Source organism: Vibrio sp. 779(2023) (genome assembly GCF_033344285.1).
In the GTDB taxonomy this organism is placed as follows: domain Bacteria; phylum Pseudomonadota; class Gammaproteobacteria; order Enterobacterales; family Vibrionaceae; genus Vibrio; species Vibrio alginolyticus.
Genome location: NZ_JAWPOM010000001.1, coordinates 428,988 through 445,920 on the forward strand (window position 1 = coordinate 428,988; position 16,933 = coordinate 445,920).

Annotated in this window: 14 protein-coding genes; 8 read left to right on the forward strand and 6 right to left on the reverse strand. The window is 44.1% G+C overall.

Annotation, left to right across the window (positions count from 1 at the left end; genetic code table 11):
* Positions 1-113: 113 nt before the first annotated feature.
* Together R8O70_RS01910 and R8O70_RS01915 are read left to right on the forward strand one after the other, a co-directional pair.
* Entirely contained in the window at positions 114-2,540 is a 2,427-nt protein-coding gene (locus R8O70_RS01910) for a M9 family metallopeptidase (RefSeq protein ID WP_318184013.1), read from the forward strand.
* Positions 2,541-2,822: 282 nt separating this feature from the next.
* On the forward strand, positions 2,823-3,053 hold the full coding sequence (locus R8O70_RS01915; RefSeq protein WP_005375384.1) for a PAS factor family protein: 231 nt from the start codon (positions 2,823-2,825) through the stop codon (positions 3,051-3,053).
* A gap of 77 nt (positions 3,054-3,130) precedes the next feature.
* Here the strand turns inward: R8O70_RS01915 and R8O70_RS01920 are convergent, their stop codons facing one another.
* Both R8O70_RS01920 and R8O70_RS01925 read right to left on the reverse strand, forming a co-directional pair.
* On the reverse strand, positions 3,131-3,508 hold the full coding sequence (locus R8O70_RS01920; protein WP_005375385.1) for a carboxymuconolactone decarboxylase family protein: 378 nt from the start codon (positions 3,506-3,508) through the stop codon (positions 3,131-3,133).
* Between the two features lie 58 nt (positions 3,509-3,566).
* Complete coding sequence (locus R8O70_RS01925) at positions 3,567-3,923, reverse strand: MerR family transcriptional regulator (RefSeq protein WP_005375386.1); 357 nt, start codon at positions 3,921-3,923, stop codon at positions 3,567-3,569.
* A gap of 520 nt (positions 3,924-4,443) precedes the next feature.
* Between R8O70_RS01925 and R8O70_RS01930 the strand changes: the two genes are divergently transcribed.
* A complete protein-coding gene (locus R8O70_RS01930; protein ID WP_054578668.1) occupies positions 4,444-5,793 on the forward strand; it encodes an alpha-amylase family protein in 1,350 nt (449 codons plus the stop codon).
* A gap of 108 nt (positions 5,794-5,901) precedes the next feature.
* On the opposite strand, the gene R8O70_RS01935 is transcribed toward R8O70_RS01930, so the two are convergent.
* Entirely contained in the window at positions 5,902-6,195 is a 294-nt protein-coding gene (locus R8O70_RS01935) for an ArsR/SmtB family transcription factor (RefSeq protein WP_005375388.1), read from the reverse strand.
* 245 nt (positions 6,196-6,440) lie between these two features.
* On the opposite strand from R8O70_RS01935, the gene R8O70_RS01940 reads away from it, so the two are divergent.
* Positions 6,441-6,734 carry a hypothetical protein gene (locus R8O70_RS01940; protein WP_005375389.1) on the forward strand — a complete coding sequence of 98 codons (294 nt, stop codon included), beginning with the start codon at positions 6,441-6,443 and terminating at the stop codon, positions 6,732-6,734.
* Positions 6,735-6,826: 92 nt separating this feature from the next.
* On the opposite strand, the gene R8O70_RS01945 is transcribed toward R8O70_RS01940, so the two are convergent.
* From R8O70_RS01945 to R8O70_RS01955, 3 genes are all read right to left on the reverse strand, one after another.
* Positions 6,827-8,791 carry a monovalent cation:proton antiporter-2 (CPA2) family protein gene (locus tag R8O70_RS01945; RefSeq protein WP_171342506.1) on the reverse strand — a complete coding sequence of 655 codons (1,965 nt, stop codon included), beginning with the start codon at positions 8,789-8,791 and terminating at the stop codon, positions 6,827-6,829.
* The gene (locus tag R8O70_RS01950; RefSeq protein ID WP_005375391.1) at positions 8,788-9,405 is read right to left on the reverse strand and encodes an NAD(P)H-dependent oxidoreductase; all 618 of its coding nucleotides are present in this window, start codon (positions 9,403-9,405) and stop codon (positions 8,788-8,790) included. Before R8O70_RS01950 ends, R8O70_RS01945 begins: the two co-directional genes overlap by 4 nt.
* Before the next feature lie 166 nt (positions 9,406-9,571).
* Positions 9,572-9,997 (reverse strand): universal stress protein, encoded by a 426-nt coding sequence (locus R8O70_RS01955; RefSeq protein WP_005375398.1) that lies wholly within the window; start codon positions 9,995-9,997, stop codon positions 9,572-9,574.
* 445 nt (positions 9,998-10,442) lie between these two features.
* Here R8O70_RS01955 and R8O70_RS01960 point away from each other — a divergent pair, with 445 nt between their 5' ends.
* From R8O70_RS01960 to vmeP, 4 genes are all read left to right on the forward strand, one after another.
* Entirely contained in the window at positions 10,443-12,014 is a 1,572-nt protein-coding gene (locus R8O70_RS01960; protein WP_171342507.1) for an ATP-binding cassette domain-containing protein, read from the forward strand.
* 206 nt (positions 12,015-12,220) lie between these two features.
* Positions 12,221-14,380 (forward strand): prolyl oligopeptidase family serine peptidase, encoded by a 2,160-nt coding sequence (locus R8O70_RS01965; RefSeq protein WP_171342508.1) that lies wholly within the window; start codon positions 12,221-12,223, stop codon positions 14,378-14,380.
* Positions 14,381-14,907: 527 nt separating this feature from the next.
* The gene (locus R8O70_RS01970; RefSeq protein ID WP_017821525.1) at positions 14,908-15,699 is read left to right on the forward strand and encodes a hypothetical protein; all 792 of its coding nucleotides are present in this window, start codon (positions 14,908-14,910) and stop codon (positions 15,697-15,699) included.
* 90 nt (positions 15,700-15,789) lie between these two features.
* Positions 15,790-16,932, forward strand: a complete 1,143-nt coding sequence (gene vmeP / locus R8O70_RS01975) for an efflux RND transporter periplasmic adaptor subunit VmeP (RefSeq protein WP_005391278.1) — start codon at positions 15,790-15,792, stop codon at positions 16,930-16,932.
* Position 16,933: the final 1 nt, after the last annotated feature.

Below are 16,933 nucleotides of genomic sequence, written 5' to 3' on the forward strand. Positions count from 1 at the left end.
AAGACCTATTTTTGGGAGCGGTTTCATAAATTTTATGACACTGATTTCACTGTTTGAGCTGTAAAGAATATAAACCCCCACTCAATGTATGTTAATAATCAATGAGTGTTGTTATGTCTCATATCCGTTTTTTCCCGCGCCATCGTTTGGCGCTTGCTTGTATGCTAGCGAGTGTGTCTGGCTTCTCTTTTGCACAAAATCAGTGTGCTGTTGCTGATTTACAACAATCGCGAGATCTGGCTACTGCCGTTTCTGGTGCTGAGTATGATTGCTACCACGCTTGGTTTTCAGCACCTTCAGAAACGCTGAATGATATCTATAGTGAAGCGAGCCTAAGCCGTATCCAAGTCGCGCTGGATCAAGAAATCGCTCGCTATCGTGGTGAAGCAGATCAAGCTCGTATTCTAGAGAACCTAGGCGAATTTATTCGAGCGGCCTACTACGTTCGCTACAACGCTGGTACTGGTACACCCGAGTTTTCGCAAGCGTTGAGTCAGCGTTTTGCTCAGTCGACGAACCTATTCCTAAACAACCCTCATGCTTTGGATCAAGGTCGTGAACAAGTTGGTGCAATGAAGAGCCTGACTTTGATGGTTGATAACGTTAAGCAGTTGCCGCTGACCATGGATAGCATGATGGCCGCGTTGATGCACTTTAATCGTGAAACCGCGCAGGACACGCAATGGGTCGATGGTTTAAACAACTTGTTCCGCTCTATGGCAGGCCATGCGGCGAACGATGCGTTCTACCGATACATGGCAAACAATACACACCATATTGATACGTTGGTGAAATTCGCATCTGATAATGCTTGGGCATTAGATACGGATGCAAGCTTTATCGTTTTCAATGCATTACGTGAAACTGGTCGTTTGCTCGCGAGCCCAGATCAGGAGACCAAACGCAAAGCATTGGCAGTAATGCAACAGGTGATGCAGCGTTATCCACTGGGTAGTGAGCATGACAAACTATGGCTTGCTGCCGTTGAAATGATGAGCTACTACGCACCAGAAGGCCTAAATGGTCTGAATATTGAGCAAGCCAAGCAAGATTTAGCTGCACGTGTAATGCCAAATCGTTTTGAATGTCAGGGACCTGCCATTATTCGCTCTGAGGATCTGACCGATGCTCAAGCAGCGAAAGCGTGTGAAGTGCTAGCGGCAAAAGAAGCCGACTTCCATCGAGTTGCGAATACGGGTAATCAACCTGTCGCTGATGATTTGAATGATCGTGTTGAAGTGGCGGTATTCGCGAGTAACACTAGTTACGTTGATTACTCTTCATTCCTATTTGGTAATACAACGGACAACGGTGGTCAGTACCTAGAAGGTGGCCCTTCAAAAGCGGACAATACTGCGCGTTTCGTCGCTTATCGCTACGCGAATGGTGAAGATCTCTCTATCTTGAACCTAGAACATGAATACACGCACTATTTAGATGCACGATTTAACCAATACGGTTCGTTCAGCGATAACTTGGCTCATGGTCATATTGTTTGGTGGCTAGAAGGTTTTGCTGAATACATGCATTACAAGCAAGGTTACCAAGCTGCGATTGAGCTGATTGCAGATGGTAAACTGAGCCTTTCCACTGTGTTTGATACCACGTACTCTCACGATACCAATCGTATCTATCGTTGGGGTTATCTAGCTGTTCGATTCATGTTAGAAAATCATCCACAAGACGTCGAAAGCTTGTTGGCATTGTCGCGCTCTGGCCAGTTCGAACAATGGGCACAGCAGGTGACGTCTTTAGGTCAACAATACGATGCTGAGTTTGAACGTTGGTTGGACACATTAAAAGTGGAACCTGAGCAACCTGATACAGACCCAGAAGAGCCAACAGAACCAACAAGCCCTGAAGCACAAGTGACTGAATTGACGGCGAACCAAAGCCTTCAGCTCAGTGGCGAAGCATACAGCGAAAAACTGTTCTACGTTGATGTTCCAGCCAACACCGTTAACTTCAATGTATCTATTGAGGGTGCGGGTGATGCGGATCTTTACATGAGCTACAACAAAGTCGCGCATTACTATGATTTCGAAATGAGTCATTATGCTGATGGCAGCAATGAAGAGATTGTGTTTGAACCAGAGCAAGATGGTTACGTTAAAGCGGGTCGTTACTACATCAGCTTAACTGGACGTGATAGCTATGACTCAGTGAATCTTGTGGCTGCGTTAGAAGTGGAAGCGCAAACACCGCCAACCCAAGTGCAAGATGATTTAGCACCTGTGGTATTAGAGTCTGGTGAAGCCAAAATGCTTACCGTTCACAAGCAGCGTTATGCAGCAGTTTATGTGCCTGAAGGTGTTGAAGAGGTTCGTGTATGGCTAACGGCTCACTCTCAAACTGGTAATGTCGATCTATACGCGAGTAGGGAGCATTGGCCTACAGTAGAGCAGCACGAGTATGCGTCCAACTATGCAGGCAGCAATGAATACCTTGCGATTCCTGTTACTGAAGCAGGGTACGTGCATTTCGCTCTTCAGGCTCCAGAGCAAGGCGATGACGTTGAAATGCTAGTGCACTTCAACTAAACAGGTTCGATTAACTAAAGTCGAGATAAAACGTCGCTGATACAGCGACGTTTTTGTTTATATCGGACACGATTATAAACAAACAGCGGCGAATGCTAGTTAATCGGCTGGTTTATCGAGTTATCAGTTGCCCTTTTTCTAAACGGCTTTAGATTTGTATTGCAATTTACCGCGCACATAAACTTTTTTAGCGACGCGTTCTGTGACCTAGCTTCTGATTTGTGCTTCCCAAATGGATACAATATATATGCACCCCGTGCAATAAAGTGAAAAGGGAAAGACATGAAAACGCTTATTTATGAAACGTTGATTAGCCTTGCTAACCAAGAACCAGAACAACATGCAAGAATCCGACAAAATCTCTATGAACAGTTGGATCTGCCGTTCGATAAGCAGCTGGCTTTGTATTCTTGTGCCCTTGGTCCTGCAAGTTCAGGCAAGTTGGAGAGCAGTCAAGGGATTAACAACGCGGTAGATTGCGCGGTTAAACTGCTTGAAACTCCTGAGCGCTAATTCACTCGTTGTTTTAATCACGGCCCGAACCCCAAGGGCCGTTTTTAATTGCGGTTAAATTGATTTCAACGTCGTTATTACTCTGCTCTTTCCGCTAGCACTTCTTTGAATGCAAACATGCCGTTTAATGCCGCGGGAAAACCTGCGTAGACGGACATCTGCAAAATGATCTCTTTAATCTCATCCTCGCTACAGCCTACATTCAGCGCTGCATTTAAGTGCACTTTTAGTTGCGGCGCGCAATTCCCCATTGCCGTTAGCGCGGCGACGGTTGCGATTTCTCTCGATTTTAGGTCTAAGCCCGGGCGAGCATAAATATCGCCAAACGGATACTCAATGGTGTACTGAGCTAAATCTGGACAAATATCTTGTAAGGTTTCGATGACATTATGACCAGCGTCGCCATCAATTTGAGAGAGTAGTTCTAATCCTTTGTTAAAGCGTGATTGTTCCATCGGTATGTTCCTAGTGAATAAACGTAAACACACCTTAATCGTTAGAGTTAACTCTAAGTCAACGAACTTTTCCGCTTTTATACAAGGCAATTTTTTCTTCTAGAGCCGATAAGTGCTTTTTCTGTTGCTCAATGTGGCGTTTGAGGTTTTCTTGGTGTTGTTCTAACAGGGCTTGACGTTGTGGTACAGATTGAGAGCCGACTTCCCTTAATTTGGCATACTCTAGAATCTCTTCAAGTGGCATTGCAGTTTCTTTTAAACGCTTAACAAAGCTTATCCAGTTTAGATCTTTCGAACTATACATTCGATGTCCACTCGCGTTTCTATGGACATGTTTAAGTAAACCGATTTTTTCATAGTATCGAAGTGTATGAGCAGATAGCCCGACGAGGTCAGAAAATTCTTTGATATTCATTATTATCCTCCAAGGTAGAGCATACCCCATAGAGACAAGCTAAGTTTCGCATTTTGAAGTCATTTCGGGACAGATACAAACAGAAATCTTTAGTCTTTTAACGCTAGGTATGGTGATTTACTGGATTTTTGAAACGCGCCAAACGTGATCCATCTGCCAGTTTCGTTTTATTAACAATTGATTACTCAACGGGTTGGCTTGGCTATTTTTATCCTTTGGGCCTATTTTAGGGCGTACGTAGGTCTTATGTTGCATCTTTTTTGATTGATATTTTTGCTAAATAAAACAATGTCTTAGGTTTGTTCTGGGCTGTTTGGGGTGTATGTTGTGTGCCCGTTATTCACTCAGAACGATTTATCGCTGTGCAATGGATGAGTCGCTACGCCTTCGATTTCAGCCTTGAGTTAGTGCTAAAAGGGTGAGTGCCTCTGATGAATAGCTTTTATAATTTCGATTATTGAATTCACTCACAAAAAAATGCAAACAAGTAATCGTGAGTGGAAACGAGCAGGAGAACAACATGAGTGGCTCACAGGAAACACAATCATTCGGTGCAAACGTTATCTTACATGCGTTTGATTGGAAGTATGCTGACATTGCCCAACGAGCAAAAGAAATCCGCAAGCTTGGTTATGGCTCTGTGTTGGTTTCGCCACCAATGAAAAGCGCACACGATGAGCGCTGGTGGCAGCGTTATCAACCACAAGATTATCGTGTTATCGACAATGCCTTGGGTGATACCAAAGATTTTATTCATATGGTTCGTGAACTGGAGCAAGTTGGTGTGTGGGTTTATGCCGACGTAGTGTTTAACCATATGGCAAATGAGGCCCACCTTCGCAGAGACCTTCAGTACCCAAGACAAGAGGTCTTGGAGGAATACCAGAACAACAAGCAGAAATATCAGTCGCTAGCGTTGTTTGGCGATCTATCTCAACCACTTTTTGATGAAGAGGACTTTGTTGAAGCATTCGGCATCAAAGACTGGAAAGATAAGTGGCAGGTTCAAAACGGACGTATCACAGGTGGACCAACCGATCCTGGCTTGCCAACTCTTCGTGTTTGTGACCATGTCGTTGAGCAGCAGCGAGCGTACCTAAAGGCGCTGAAAGCTATTGGTGTGAAAGGTTTTCGTATTGACGCTGCGAAACACATGACGTTAGAGCATCTTAAGCGTGTTTGGACAGACGACATCACGCGGGATGTGCATATATTTGGTGAAATTATTACCGATGGCGGTGCGACGGAAGAAGAGTATCAGCTGTTTCTTGAGCCGTATCTACAGGAAACTCGCCTAGGTGCGTACGATTTCCCTTTGTTCTCAACCATGTTTAAGGCGTTTGCTAAAAAGGGCAGCTTCAAGTCTCTGATTGATCCCTATTGTTTTGGTCAGGCTTTGTCCCCCGGTCGTGCGATTACATTTGCTATCACACATGATATTCCTAACAATGATGTCTTTCTTGATCTCATCATGGACGAGGAAAACGAATGGTTAGCTTATGCCTATATTCTAGGCCGAGATGGCGGTGTGCCGTTGATTTATACCGACTTAAACACCAGCGGTATTAAAGGTAAAAATGGTCAGCCAAGGTGGCAAGGTGCATGGAGCGACCCGAGAATGGCAAAAATGATCCAGTTCCATAATATGACGCATGGCGAGCCGATGAGTGTTCTTGAAGGTAACGATGACATGCTCGTACTTAAGCGAGGTGACAAAGGTATTGTGGTGCTTAATAAATCACAGCGTCAACAGTCTTTGACATTAAAAACGGATGGCAATTGGGTTGATTTGATGACAGAACAAATCATTCCAACTGACGGTAAGTTAATCGTACCATCTAAGTCGTCGATGTTACTTGTCGCGAACTAGAAGATGTACACACCGAGCTTAGCAACTTCGGTGTGTATGTTTTTCATCGTCATTCACGTTCTGCTGAAGTTCAATATAAACTCAAACTCTCTCGTTTTTGCTAGAAATTTATGAGCACTCGTTAACGCAACATTCTGCTTTTAAAAAACCAATTACGTCATCTAAGCACTGATATTCTGCAACACAAAAAAGGGTTCTACCCTCACGGCGCTGGGTGAGAAGACCGGCTGAAGCAAGGCTCGAGATATGATGAGAGAGAGTGGATGCTGGAATGCCAAGCTTTTCTTGTACGCCGCCTACCGCGATACCTTTGTATCCCGCTTTGACGACTTCTTTGTAAATACTTAAACGAGTCGGATGCCCTAACTCTTTTAGTGCTTTAGCAACGGCTTCAAGCTCCATACTGACCTCTAAAGAATGACCACAGTAATTTTGTTTCGATAATAGGGAAAGTCTCGGTAAATGCCAACTATTACGATCTCAGAACAATTTAAATCAGATGAGATTCATGCTGGCTCATGCCTTCATGACAACAATTGTCTGTTCTAATGAGACAGATCAATCTTCATTATTATTTCACGCCACGTTCAAAATCCCTCGTCTACACTCACTGTTGAGTTGTCAGTTGGCAGACCAAGGAGGCGGCCATGATTGCGGTTCATAGAGATTATTGTTTGTCTAACAGTTCGGAGTTACATGCCCACGTTAAAGTCAATCCTGTCGGTAAATTAGAAGTTGAGATTGTTGAACTTCAAGAGCGCCACACCACAGAGTTTGATGATTTGTCTTTTGAGAGTCGTGGGTGTGAAACTCGAATCTGTGGTAAAGAAGACACAACTCCGTGGCAGTTCAATCTTGCAGTTACTGATGCGTTAGAGCTTTCTCATTTAGTGGAAGAAGCAAACGAAGAGTATGAGATTTTAATGAATGATCTTATGTAATATCGAGAAGATCATTTTATCCTGCACGGCGTGTGGCTCTGTACTGAAAAAATAAAAACCTCCCAAGCGGGAGGTTTTTAATATGGAGTGCGTTATCGTTGGATAGGCTCTTCTCTTGGTGGTGTTAGCTCTTGGACGTTATCTTCATTAAAGTCATCGGCGTAACCTTTAGGTGGCGGTGTCCAACCACGTTCTGACCGCGATAGTTTGTCATGACGATCTTTTTGCATCTCTTCCGCCATTTTCTCCTCTAACTGAATAAACAGTTGTCGGAAATTGTTGTCATAGCGTTCACCTTCAGAATCATCTTCCCAAGCTTTGTAGAGTATTTCTGACTTACGTGCTTCAACACGCTTATATGTCGCCTTCTGTTGTTCAACAAAGAAGGGGTGAATGCCAAGTGCTTTCATTGTGTGACCGCCCATCTCCAATGCAGAATGGTAGGTCTCTGATTCAATAATATCAGCTCCCGCTTGACGCAAAAGATAGCCATGTCCACGGTCAAAGGCACGTGCAATCACTGTTACTTTTGGGTACGTGTGCTTAACGTACTTCACCAGTTCTACACTCGATTCTTGGTTATCAATCGCCACAACCAACGCAGCGGCGTGCTCAATGCCGGCTGTATGTAGCATATCTGGTCGAGTCGCGTCGCCAAAATAGGCGCGAGTGCCAATCTGGCGCATGTTATCGACTTGGTCAGATTGATGGTCAAGTACCACGGTAGTCACGCCGTTTGATACCAATAGGCGATTCACTATTTGTCCAAAGCGGCCGATGCCGGCGATGATCACCGTGCCTGTTTCCTCAATCGTATCGCTTTCGCGTTCATTTGACTGGCTTTCAAAGCGCGGCAGAATCACTCTATCAAACAGAATAAACAAACCTGGTGTCAGGAACATCGAAATCGCAACCACTAACGCAAGAGTTTGTGAAAGTTCAAATGGGATGACGTGGTTTTGCACTGAAAAGCTTAGAAGCACAAAGCCGAATTCACCTGCTTGAGCCAAGCTTAGGGTAAACAGCCAGCGGTTGCTGCCTTTCACCCTAAATATCAGTGCAAGAATAAACAGCACCAAGGCTTTCAAAACCATCACGCCAATGGTCAATGCCATGACCAACCTGAAATCACCAAAAAGGACCGAGAAGTTGATCCCTGCGCCAACGGTAATAAAGAACAGACCTAACAATAGGCCTTTAAATGGTTCGATGTTGGATTCTAACTCGTGGCGGAATTCACTGTTCGCCAATACAACGCCAGCCAAGAAGGTTCCTAAGGCAGGAGATAAGCCCACTAAGCTCATCAGCGCAGCGATACCAATGACCAGCATGAGTGCAGTTGCGGTAAAGATTTCTCGCAAACCAGAGCTAGCCACATAATTGAGCAGAGGTCGACTTAAAAAGTGTCCACCAACGACGACGATTGCAATCGATGCTGTGATTACGATGCCGTATGCCCAGCCGGGCAACCCCGCAACGAGGCTTAATTCTTCATGGTGCGCTGCGGCTGTTTGAGCCGCGGACTGTGCCTGTTCAATTAATTCAGGTAAGGCCAATAGAGGAATGAACGCCAACATTGGTATCACTGCAATATCTTGAAAAAGCAACACGGAGAAAGCGTTTTGTCCACCTTCCGTCTTCGTTAATCCTTTTTCGCTAAAAGTTTGCAAAACAATCGCAGTAGAAGAGAGGGCGAAGATCAAACCTATGGCTAAGGCTATGGTCCAAGGCTGGTCAAAATACAAGGCAATACCCATAATCGCCGCGACGGTACCGCCGACTTGCAGACCTCCTAAGCCCATTAAGCGATTGCGCATTGCCCACAACATTTTGGGTTCGAGCTCTAAGCCAACGAGAAACAGCATCATCACCACGCCAAACTCGGCAAAGTGCTGGATTGTTGTTGTTTCTTCACCGACTAAACCGATAATTGGGCCAATGACCACACCTGCGATGAGATAGCCTAAAACGGACCCAAGTCCCAAACGCTTAGCAAGTGGGACTGCAATTACAGCAGCAATCAAATATACGAAGGCTTGTAAGAATATCCCTGTCATGAAGCCTCCTTAATGAGCTCTGGCAATGCGCTGTTAAGCTTGATTAATGACGCCGCAGCTTCAACATCCAACCTATCTTCGACTAAAGCTGTTAGCAGGCTCTTGTACCGCTCAACATGACGAGGGATTCGCCCTTCTTCATCTGCTGTACGTGCGCCAAACATCGCGAGAGGGGCAATGTAGTTCATGCCTGTCAGTGCGGACATTTGTTCAATAGGCGCAAGCAGTTGACGAATCGTAAAGTGGTTGTAGCCCTCTGCCTTATAAGCTTCTTCTTTACCCCCTGCAGACAGCACACAAAGCATGGTCTTACCTTGCAGTGCTGTGCCATCTGTACCGTAAGCAAAGCCATATTCCAAAACCAGATCTTGCCACTCTTTTAAAATTGCAGGCGTTGAATACCAATATAGTGGGAATTGGAAAATCACCACGTCATGCTCACGTAAGCGTTGCTGCTCACGGTCGATATTAATATCGAAACGAGGGTATTCGCCATAGAGATCAACACATGTCACGCCTTCAATTTTTTGAGCTTCTTTGAAAAGTGGAGTATTCACTTCTGAACGATGCTGGGAAGGATGAGCAAAGAGAATGAGTACTTTTTTATTTGCCATAGGGATCCTTGCTATCTAAATAACCATGCCCAGTAGGAGCGCGGGTTGGTTAGAAAATGTAACTCATAAATGATCGCCAAGCTAGTTTGGAAAACTGTTTAAGCTGTTTCAATATCAATAAAAAACCACCAAATAAATTGGTGGTTTTGGGAAGCGTTACGTTTTACTAATCATGAATAGGGACGACTAGAATATCCACCGGTGACTTGTTAATTAAGTGTCTGGAGTAAGAAATAATCTTGCTCCAGAAATCTTGGTGGTGACCACAAATCAGAAGATCCACTTCTTGCTCTTTAATGGTGACCTCTAATTTATCAGCCAAGTCGCCAGTACCTACGAAGAAATGTTTAAGTGGGTAATCCATGTAATCACTAAATGTTTTTAAACATTCCATTGAATGCTCATTCAACGGCCTTTGATCCGGGTTTTCTTTGATGTCTACAAGCTCACGATAGATTTCTCCGTGCGTACCATCAATATGAATAAAGGAGATATCGGAGTCGAGATAGTTTGCCATTGATACCGCTCTGTCGATAAGCACGGTGCTTTCATCTGACAGTTCGAGTGCAACAAGGATATGTTTGTATTTCATAACCACGCCCTTATGTGGATTATCTTTAGTCTAAGCATAGTATGGCTTGGATAAAAATTGTGTTGCTAAGATCTCGAAATTGTTCAAAGACTTGTTAAAAAGTTAATGTGATATAACAACTTACTGTGAAACTTTCTTTTTGTTCACATTTGGTTAGAAAGCTTGCTTTTTGAACAAAAAAGCGGCTACACTCTGTGCATCATTTCTCTAGGAGATTACGCCAACATGAAGAACTAAACCTGTCATCCATATTTTTACTTATTTTTTGGATCTGCAGGGTTAGTAGGCGTAGCTCACTTTCCGATATTTCTTTGCAACAAGACGACTTTTTGATTTGACGTATATCGTCGAGCTTTACATAGAGCTTAATGCGTTTGTGCACGCGTTTTGTTGCCATTTCAAATCATAGCTACGGCTGTTGTCCCTGTCATACAGGAGGCAAATTATGCCAGTTTTACAAGCTTTTAATGTTAGCCATCAGTTTGATAATGGCGATACGCTATTCCAGTCTATTTCTTGTTCCATGACTAAACGACGTGTTGGTTTGGTTGGGCGCAATGGCATCGGCAAGTCGCTTTTGGCTTCCATTTTAGCGGGAGAAATTCAGCCTGCCAGCGGTGTTGTGACTGCTCCCTCTTCTTTCATGATGTATCGCCAGCAGCCGTCTGATCTGCTTTCAGGTCAGCAATCGATCGCCCAATTTCTGGGAACAGACTCGGCCTTACATGCTTTGAAGCAGATTGAACAAGGTGATGTTTCTGAACATTGGTTCGAACTGGTTGGCGAACAGTGGGATATTGAACTGAAACTCAAACAGCAGCTTGCTGCGATGGGCTTGCCGCAAGACCCTGATTTCTCTTGTGCTCGGCTCAGTGGTGGTCAGTTGGCGCGTTTGCAGTTATGGCAGTTATTTGAAAACGAAACGGAGCTTTTGATTCTCGATGAACCATCCAATCACCTCGATACCGAGGCGAAACAATGGTTGATAGAGTCTATGACGCACTTCAGCGGCGCGATTTTACTCATCAGTCACGATCGTGAGCTGCTGCGAGAGATGGAGGAAATTTGGGAGCTATCGGGCCTAGGTTTACAGGCTTTTGGTGGAAATTACGATGTGTACGCCGAGAAAAAACGCACTGAACTGCAAGCGGTCGAGAGGCAGTTAGCGCAAGTCGATAAACAGAAAAAACGGTTAGCCGAGCAAGCCCAGAAAAATCGCGAAAAAGCAGACCAACGCGCCGCGCAAGGGAACAAACTGCGCAAAGACGGCAGTCAGCCCAAAATTTTGCTTGATGGCAAAAAGGATAGCGCGACCGCCAGCGCCTCAAATCGCAATAAGAATGAGCAACTCAGACAAGTGCATTTACAAGCCAAAGAGCGGGCGTTGCAATCGCGACATGAGCAGCTCAAAGCGCAAAAGCTTTATCTTGCAGATAATCCGAACCGTTCGCGAAAAGTGTTGTCGATACAAGAAGGTATATTGCCTTTTGGAGATTCTACTCCTATCACTTTGCAGATTTTTGCGAACGATAAAGTCCATCTCAAAGGGAAAAATGGCTGCGGAAAGTCAACCTTGTTAAAGACGTTGCTTGGCGAGTTGTCGTTGCTGAGTGGTGAGCTGCAAGTGAATACCCCCTTGTATTATCTCGACCAACACTTTGGCGCAGTGAATCCAAATCTTTCGTTACTTGAGAACGTAATGGAGACCTGTCAAGAGATGACGGAAAGTGAAGCGAGAACCTTATTGGCGGGGATCGGTTTTCGTCGAGACGCTGTGTTTCGGTTGGGATGCGTACTCAGTGGTGGCGAGAAGATGAAGCTCGCAATGCTGATCGTCAGCCATCAACACTCCCAGCCTTTGCTGCTGCTTGATGAACCAGATAACCATCTCGATCTCGAGTCAAAAATAATGCTTAGTCAGGCGTTAAATACATACAAAGGTGGATTTGTTCTGATTAGTCACGACCAAGATTTCGCTTCTGAGTCTGGGGTTTTGCGTCAAATCGAACTGAATTAGACGAAAGAGAGTAAACGCCATCGTAGCTCTTCAGCGTTGTTCCTAAGCTCTACACCTCCACTTACCGATATGTAGAATTGGCAGGAAATAAGGGAGTTAGGATGGCTTTCACAACTCGTTTAATGAAATTAGATTCATTTTGTCGATATATAGTAGAGTTCTGATGTATTGCACAAAAAGAAAACAGAAAAATAAAAAGGAATTTCATGAAAAAGAACACCCTAGCACTCACAACGGCTCTCGCACTCGGAAGTGTGTTGTCTGTGGCGCATGCGAATGAAGCGGCGCAATCGTCGGTTGAACAGGTAACCCCGAAAGCCATCACGTACCCAACCACACAAAAAGTGGATGTTGTCGATGACTACTTTGGTACAAAAGTGAGTGATCCTTATCGCTGGTTGGAAGACGATCTCAGCCCAGAAACCGCAGAATGGGTGAAGGTACAAAATGCAGTGACGTTTGATTATCTGGCGAAAATCCCTTACCGCGAGCAGATTGAAGAGTGCATTACTAAGCTCATGGATTACGAAAAACAAAGCCAGCCGTTCAAAGAGGGTAAGTTCACTTATTTCTACAAAAATGACGGGCTACAAAACCAAGATGTGCTTTATCGGCAGTTAGGTGATGGCGAAGCAGAAATTTTCCTCGATCCAAATACTTTTAGTGAAGATGGCACCACATCGTTAGCGGGAGTGAGCTTTTCACGTGATGGTTCTTTGGTTGCATATAGCATTTCGGAAGGCGGTAGCGATTGGCGCAAAGTCATTGTGTTAGACACAGAAACCAAAAAGCCCGTCGGCGAAACGCTGGTGGATATTAAGTTCAGTGGCATCAGTTGGTTCGGCAATCAAGGCTTCTATTACTCAAGTTATGACAAGCCAAAAGGGAGTGAACTTTCTGCGAAGACAGACCAACACAAGCTCTACTTTCATAAACTAGGGACGAAACAAAGTGAAGACCAATTAATTTTCGGTGGTGTAAAGGACGAAAAGTATCGCTACGTTGGGGGTTACACGTCGGAAGATGAACGCTACTTGTTTATCTCAGCTAGCGTATCGACGTCGGGCAACAAACTGTTCTTCAAAGACCTGAGTAAGCCAAATAGCTCGCTCAAAACCATTTTAGATAACACCAGTTCTGATACTTGGGTGATAGACAACCAAGGCACGAAACTGTACTTGGTTACGAACCTTAATGCGCCGAACAAACGCGTCGTGACGGTGGATGCGAGTCAGCCGCAGCCCAAAAACTGGAAAGATTTGATCCCTGAAACAAAGAATGTGTTACGCGTTTCTACCGCGGGTGGCAATTTGTTTGCGAGTTATATTGTTGATGCGATCTCGATGGTGAAGCAATACGACATGAACGGCAAACTCATCCGAGAAATCAAATTGCCTGATATTGGCAGCGCGTACGGTTTCTCGGGTAAAAAAGAAGAAACCGAAGTCTACTATTCTTTCACCAACTACAAGATGCCAAGCACTACGTATCGTCTGAACATCAAAGATGGTGATAGCGAGGTGTACTACAAATCTAAAGCGCCATTTGATCCAGCTTTGTATGACTCTCGCCAGGTGTTTTACACCTCAAAAGACGGAACAAAAGTGCCGATGATCATCACCTATAAAAAAGGGACACCGATGGACGGCAGTGCACCAACCATCCTATATGGTTATGGTGGTTTCAACATCAGCCTCACACCATCTTTTAACCCGACACGTGCGGCTTGGTTGGAGCTTGGTGGTGTCTACGCGGTAGCGAACATTCGTGGCGGTGGGGAGTATGGTAAAGAGTGGCACAACGCTGGCATTCAAATGCAAAAGCAAAATGTGTTTGATGACTTTATTGCGGCGGCTGAATTTCTAATTGATGAAAAGGTAACGTCATCAAACAAGTTAGCCATTAACGGTGGATCGAATGGTGGCTTGTTAGTGGGGGCCGTTATGACGCAACGTCCAGAGCTTTTTAAAGTGGCGCTGCCAGCAGTCGGCGTACTGGATATGCTGCGTTATCATACTTTTACCGCAGGTGCTGGTTGGGCGTATGACTACGGCACGGCAGAGCAAAGTAAAGAGATGTTCCAATATCTGAAAAGTTACTCGCCGGTGCACAATGTAAAAGCAGGGGTGGAATACCCAGCAACATTGATTACAACCGGTGATCATGATGACCGTGTTGTTCCTGCTCACTCATACAAATTTGCTGCTGAGTTGCAATCGAAGCAAGCGGGTTCAAATCCGACCTTAATTCGCATCGAAACCAATGCAGGACATGGTGCAGGCACACCAACGCGTAAAATAATTGAGACAAATGCAGATATTTATAGTTTTGCACTGTTCAATATGGGAATAGAGAAACTGCAATAGTGCGAATTGTTTGCGTTTTAGTTATCGAAACACATCGGCGCTTTATCGCTCGATAATAAAAGGGAATCACAGAGAGTGATTCCCTTTTTATTTATTATAGGCCTACTATTCTAATCTGATGCTAGGCTAATCAAACTAAGGTTTTTAAATTATTATAATGTTCTAATTAATCTGAAGAGTGTTGTACGATCGAAATGAAACATTGATCGCGATCACCTAAATCCATTGCACTCTCTATTTATATGGTAAAATTAATTAATCATTTGTTCTAATGATAATTGAATTTTCATAAGTTTTAATATTTCCTTCTTCATTGGTATTACCAAATTTCAAGTTATATAAGATATAAGTAGCGGTGATTGAACTTTTACGATGCTTTATTTTATTTTAATTAAAACGTCGAATGTTTCGTCATTATTGAATTTGCTTTGATAATTTATGTTATCCAAAGCGAGTTGTGTTGCTTGCTATTTATGATGACCTCATGACGTGAATAATTTTATAATCATTAAAATGGATACAGTTTTATGAATTTAGTGAAACCGTCTGTTGCCATTGTGGTTGCAGCCCTACAACTCGCGTCTTCTGCCTATGCGCAAACAAACAATAGCGAAGAACTACAAGATATGTCTGACCCACTTGCGGTATACACCCAAGCTGGCTTTGGTATTACTGATAAAGGCGCGAACATCAAAATCGGTCAAACTTACCAATCTAGCCAGCCTGGTACCATGGCGATGAACATCATTGAAATGAAAGGCATTGGTGGTGAGCTATTTGGCATTCGCGACAATGACGATCCAATATATGCCAACGTTGATGACAGCATTGACTCTTTCCGACTACGTAATTTCCAAGTAGAAGTCGCAAAAGGTCTAGGCCGTCAATTAGATGTAAACTACGACGTTGATAACGATAAATTAGATGCATCTTATAGCTTTATTCAAGGTCTACCTAAGTTTGGTATGTTGCAGCTATTTCCTTTAGCTGGTGCGGGTGTCACTATTGCTAATGATTTTAGTGGTGATGACAAAGGTTATGAAATTCCAGGTACTTTCACTGTTGTGGGTATGTACTCAAAAATTGAATTAACCGATAAAATCTGGATTAACTACAACCCAATGTATATGCATACGTTGTCAGGGTCTAGTCAATATAAAGATACTTATTATGCGGGTGAAGATAATATCTTGACTCATGAGTTTGCGTTGTCTTATCAAATTAATCCTCGCGCAAATATTCGTTACTTTGCAAACTGGAATGAGCACGTTAATTTCGGTGATGGTGATCACCGTATCGAATTTAACTACCAATTCTAACTCCCTCGTTTATTTCCAGAATAGAAAGTAGGTTTATCCATATATTTAAATATTTAGGCCAAAGCTCTTTCTACATAAAGTAGGTTTATCATGAAAGCCAAATATAAATTTGCGTTGGTATCTATTGCTATATCTTCTGCATTACTATCAGGATGCAAAACTGGCGATATCGCAACGAAAACAGCCCAAGCACCCTCTGTTGAAACCGTTACCCTAACCGAAACAAAAATCACTCCTTATCATACTTTTATCGGTCGAACTGAAGCGGTAAATGACGTTGATATTATGCCGCGAGTCGGTGGCGAATTAACCGCGATTCATTTTAAAGATGGCGATATGGTAGAAAAAGGCCAATTGCTGTTTGAAATCGACGACCGTCCTTACAAAGCGGCACTGGCGTATGCAAAAGCGTCGTTGCAAAAAGCAAAAGCACAACTCGTTCAAACTACGCGTGATGCAGAACGTGTGAAGAAACTCATCAAAGATAAAAGCATCAGTGAGCAGCAATACGATGACGCCATTGCTGCGCACGCCGCAGCGATTGCCTCGGTAGAAGAGGCGAAAGCGACGCTGGTTTCAGCAAGGCTCGATCTTGAATTTAGCTCTGTGCGCGCTCCTTTCTCTGGCCGCGTGGGTTTCAGCAACTTCCGAGTGGGTGACCGTATTTCGAAAATTCAACTCGTTCCTCTTGTTTCGATCACTCAAATCGACCCAATTCGCTTTGGCTTTGATGTGGATGAGAAGCTCTACCGCCGCGTAAGAAGTGCGATTGATGTGGCCCATCGTAACGATGACAAACTGGATGTTGATTTAACACTGACGCTTTCAGACGGTTCATTGTACCCGCTTGATGGCAAGATCTACGCCGTTGGCAACAAGATCGATTTAGAAACAGGCTCAATTCGAGCAGAAGCACAATTCGATAACCCAACTTACGCGCTTATGCCGGGTGAATATGGCAACTTGACCATCAAGCTGCGCAACAAAACCATTGATGGTTTGCTTATCCCATCGGCGGCTGTTCAGCAAGACCAAGCGGGTGACTACGTCATGGTGGTTGGTGATGATCACGTGGTGTCTCGTCGTAACGTTGAACTCGGTCAGACCTACGGTGTGAAACGTGCTGTGCTGACTGGTTTGGCGGCTAACGAAAAAGTCATCGTCAATGGTCTACAAAAAGTGCGTCCGGGTGCAACGGTGAAAGACGTTGAGCTACAGAGTGAACAAGGCTGAG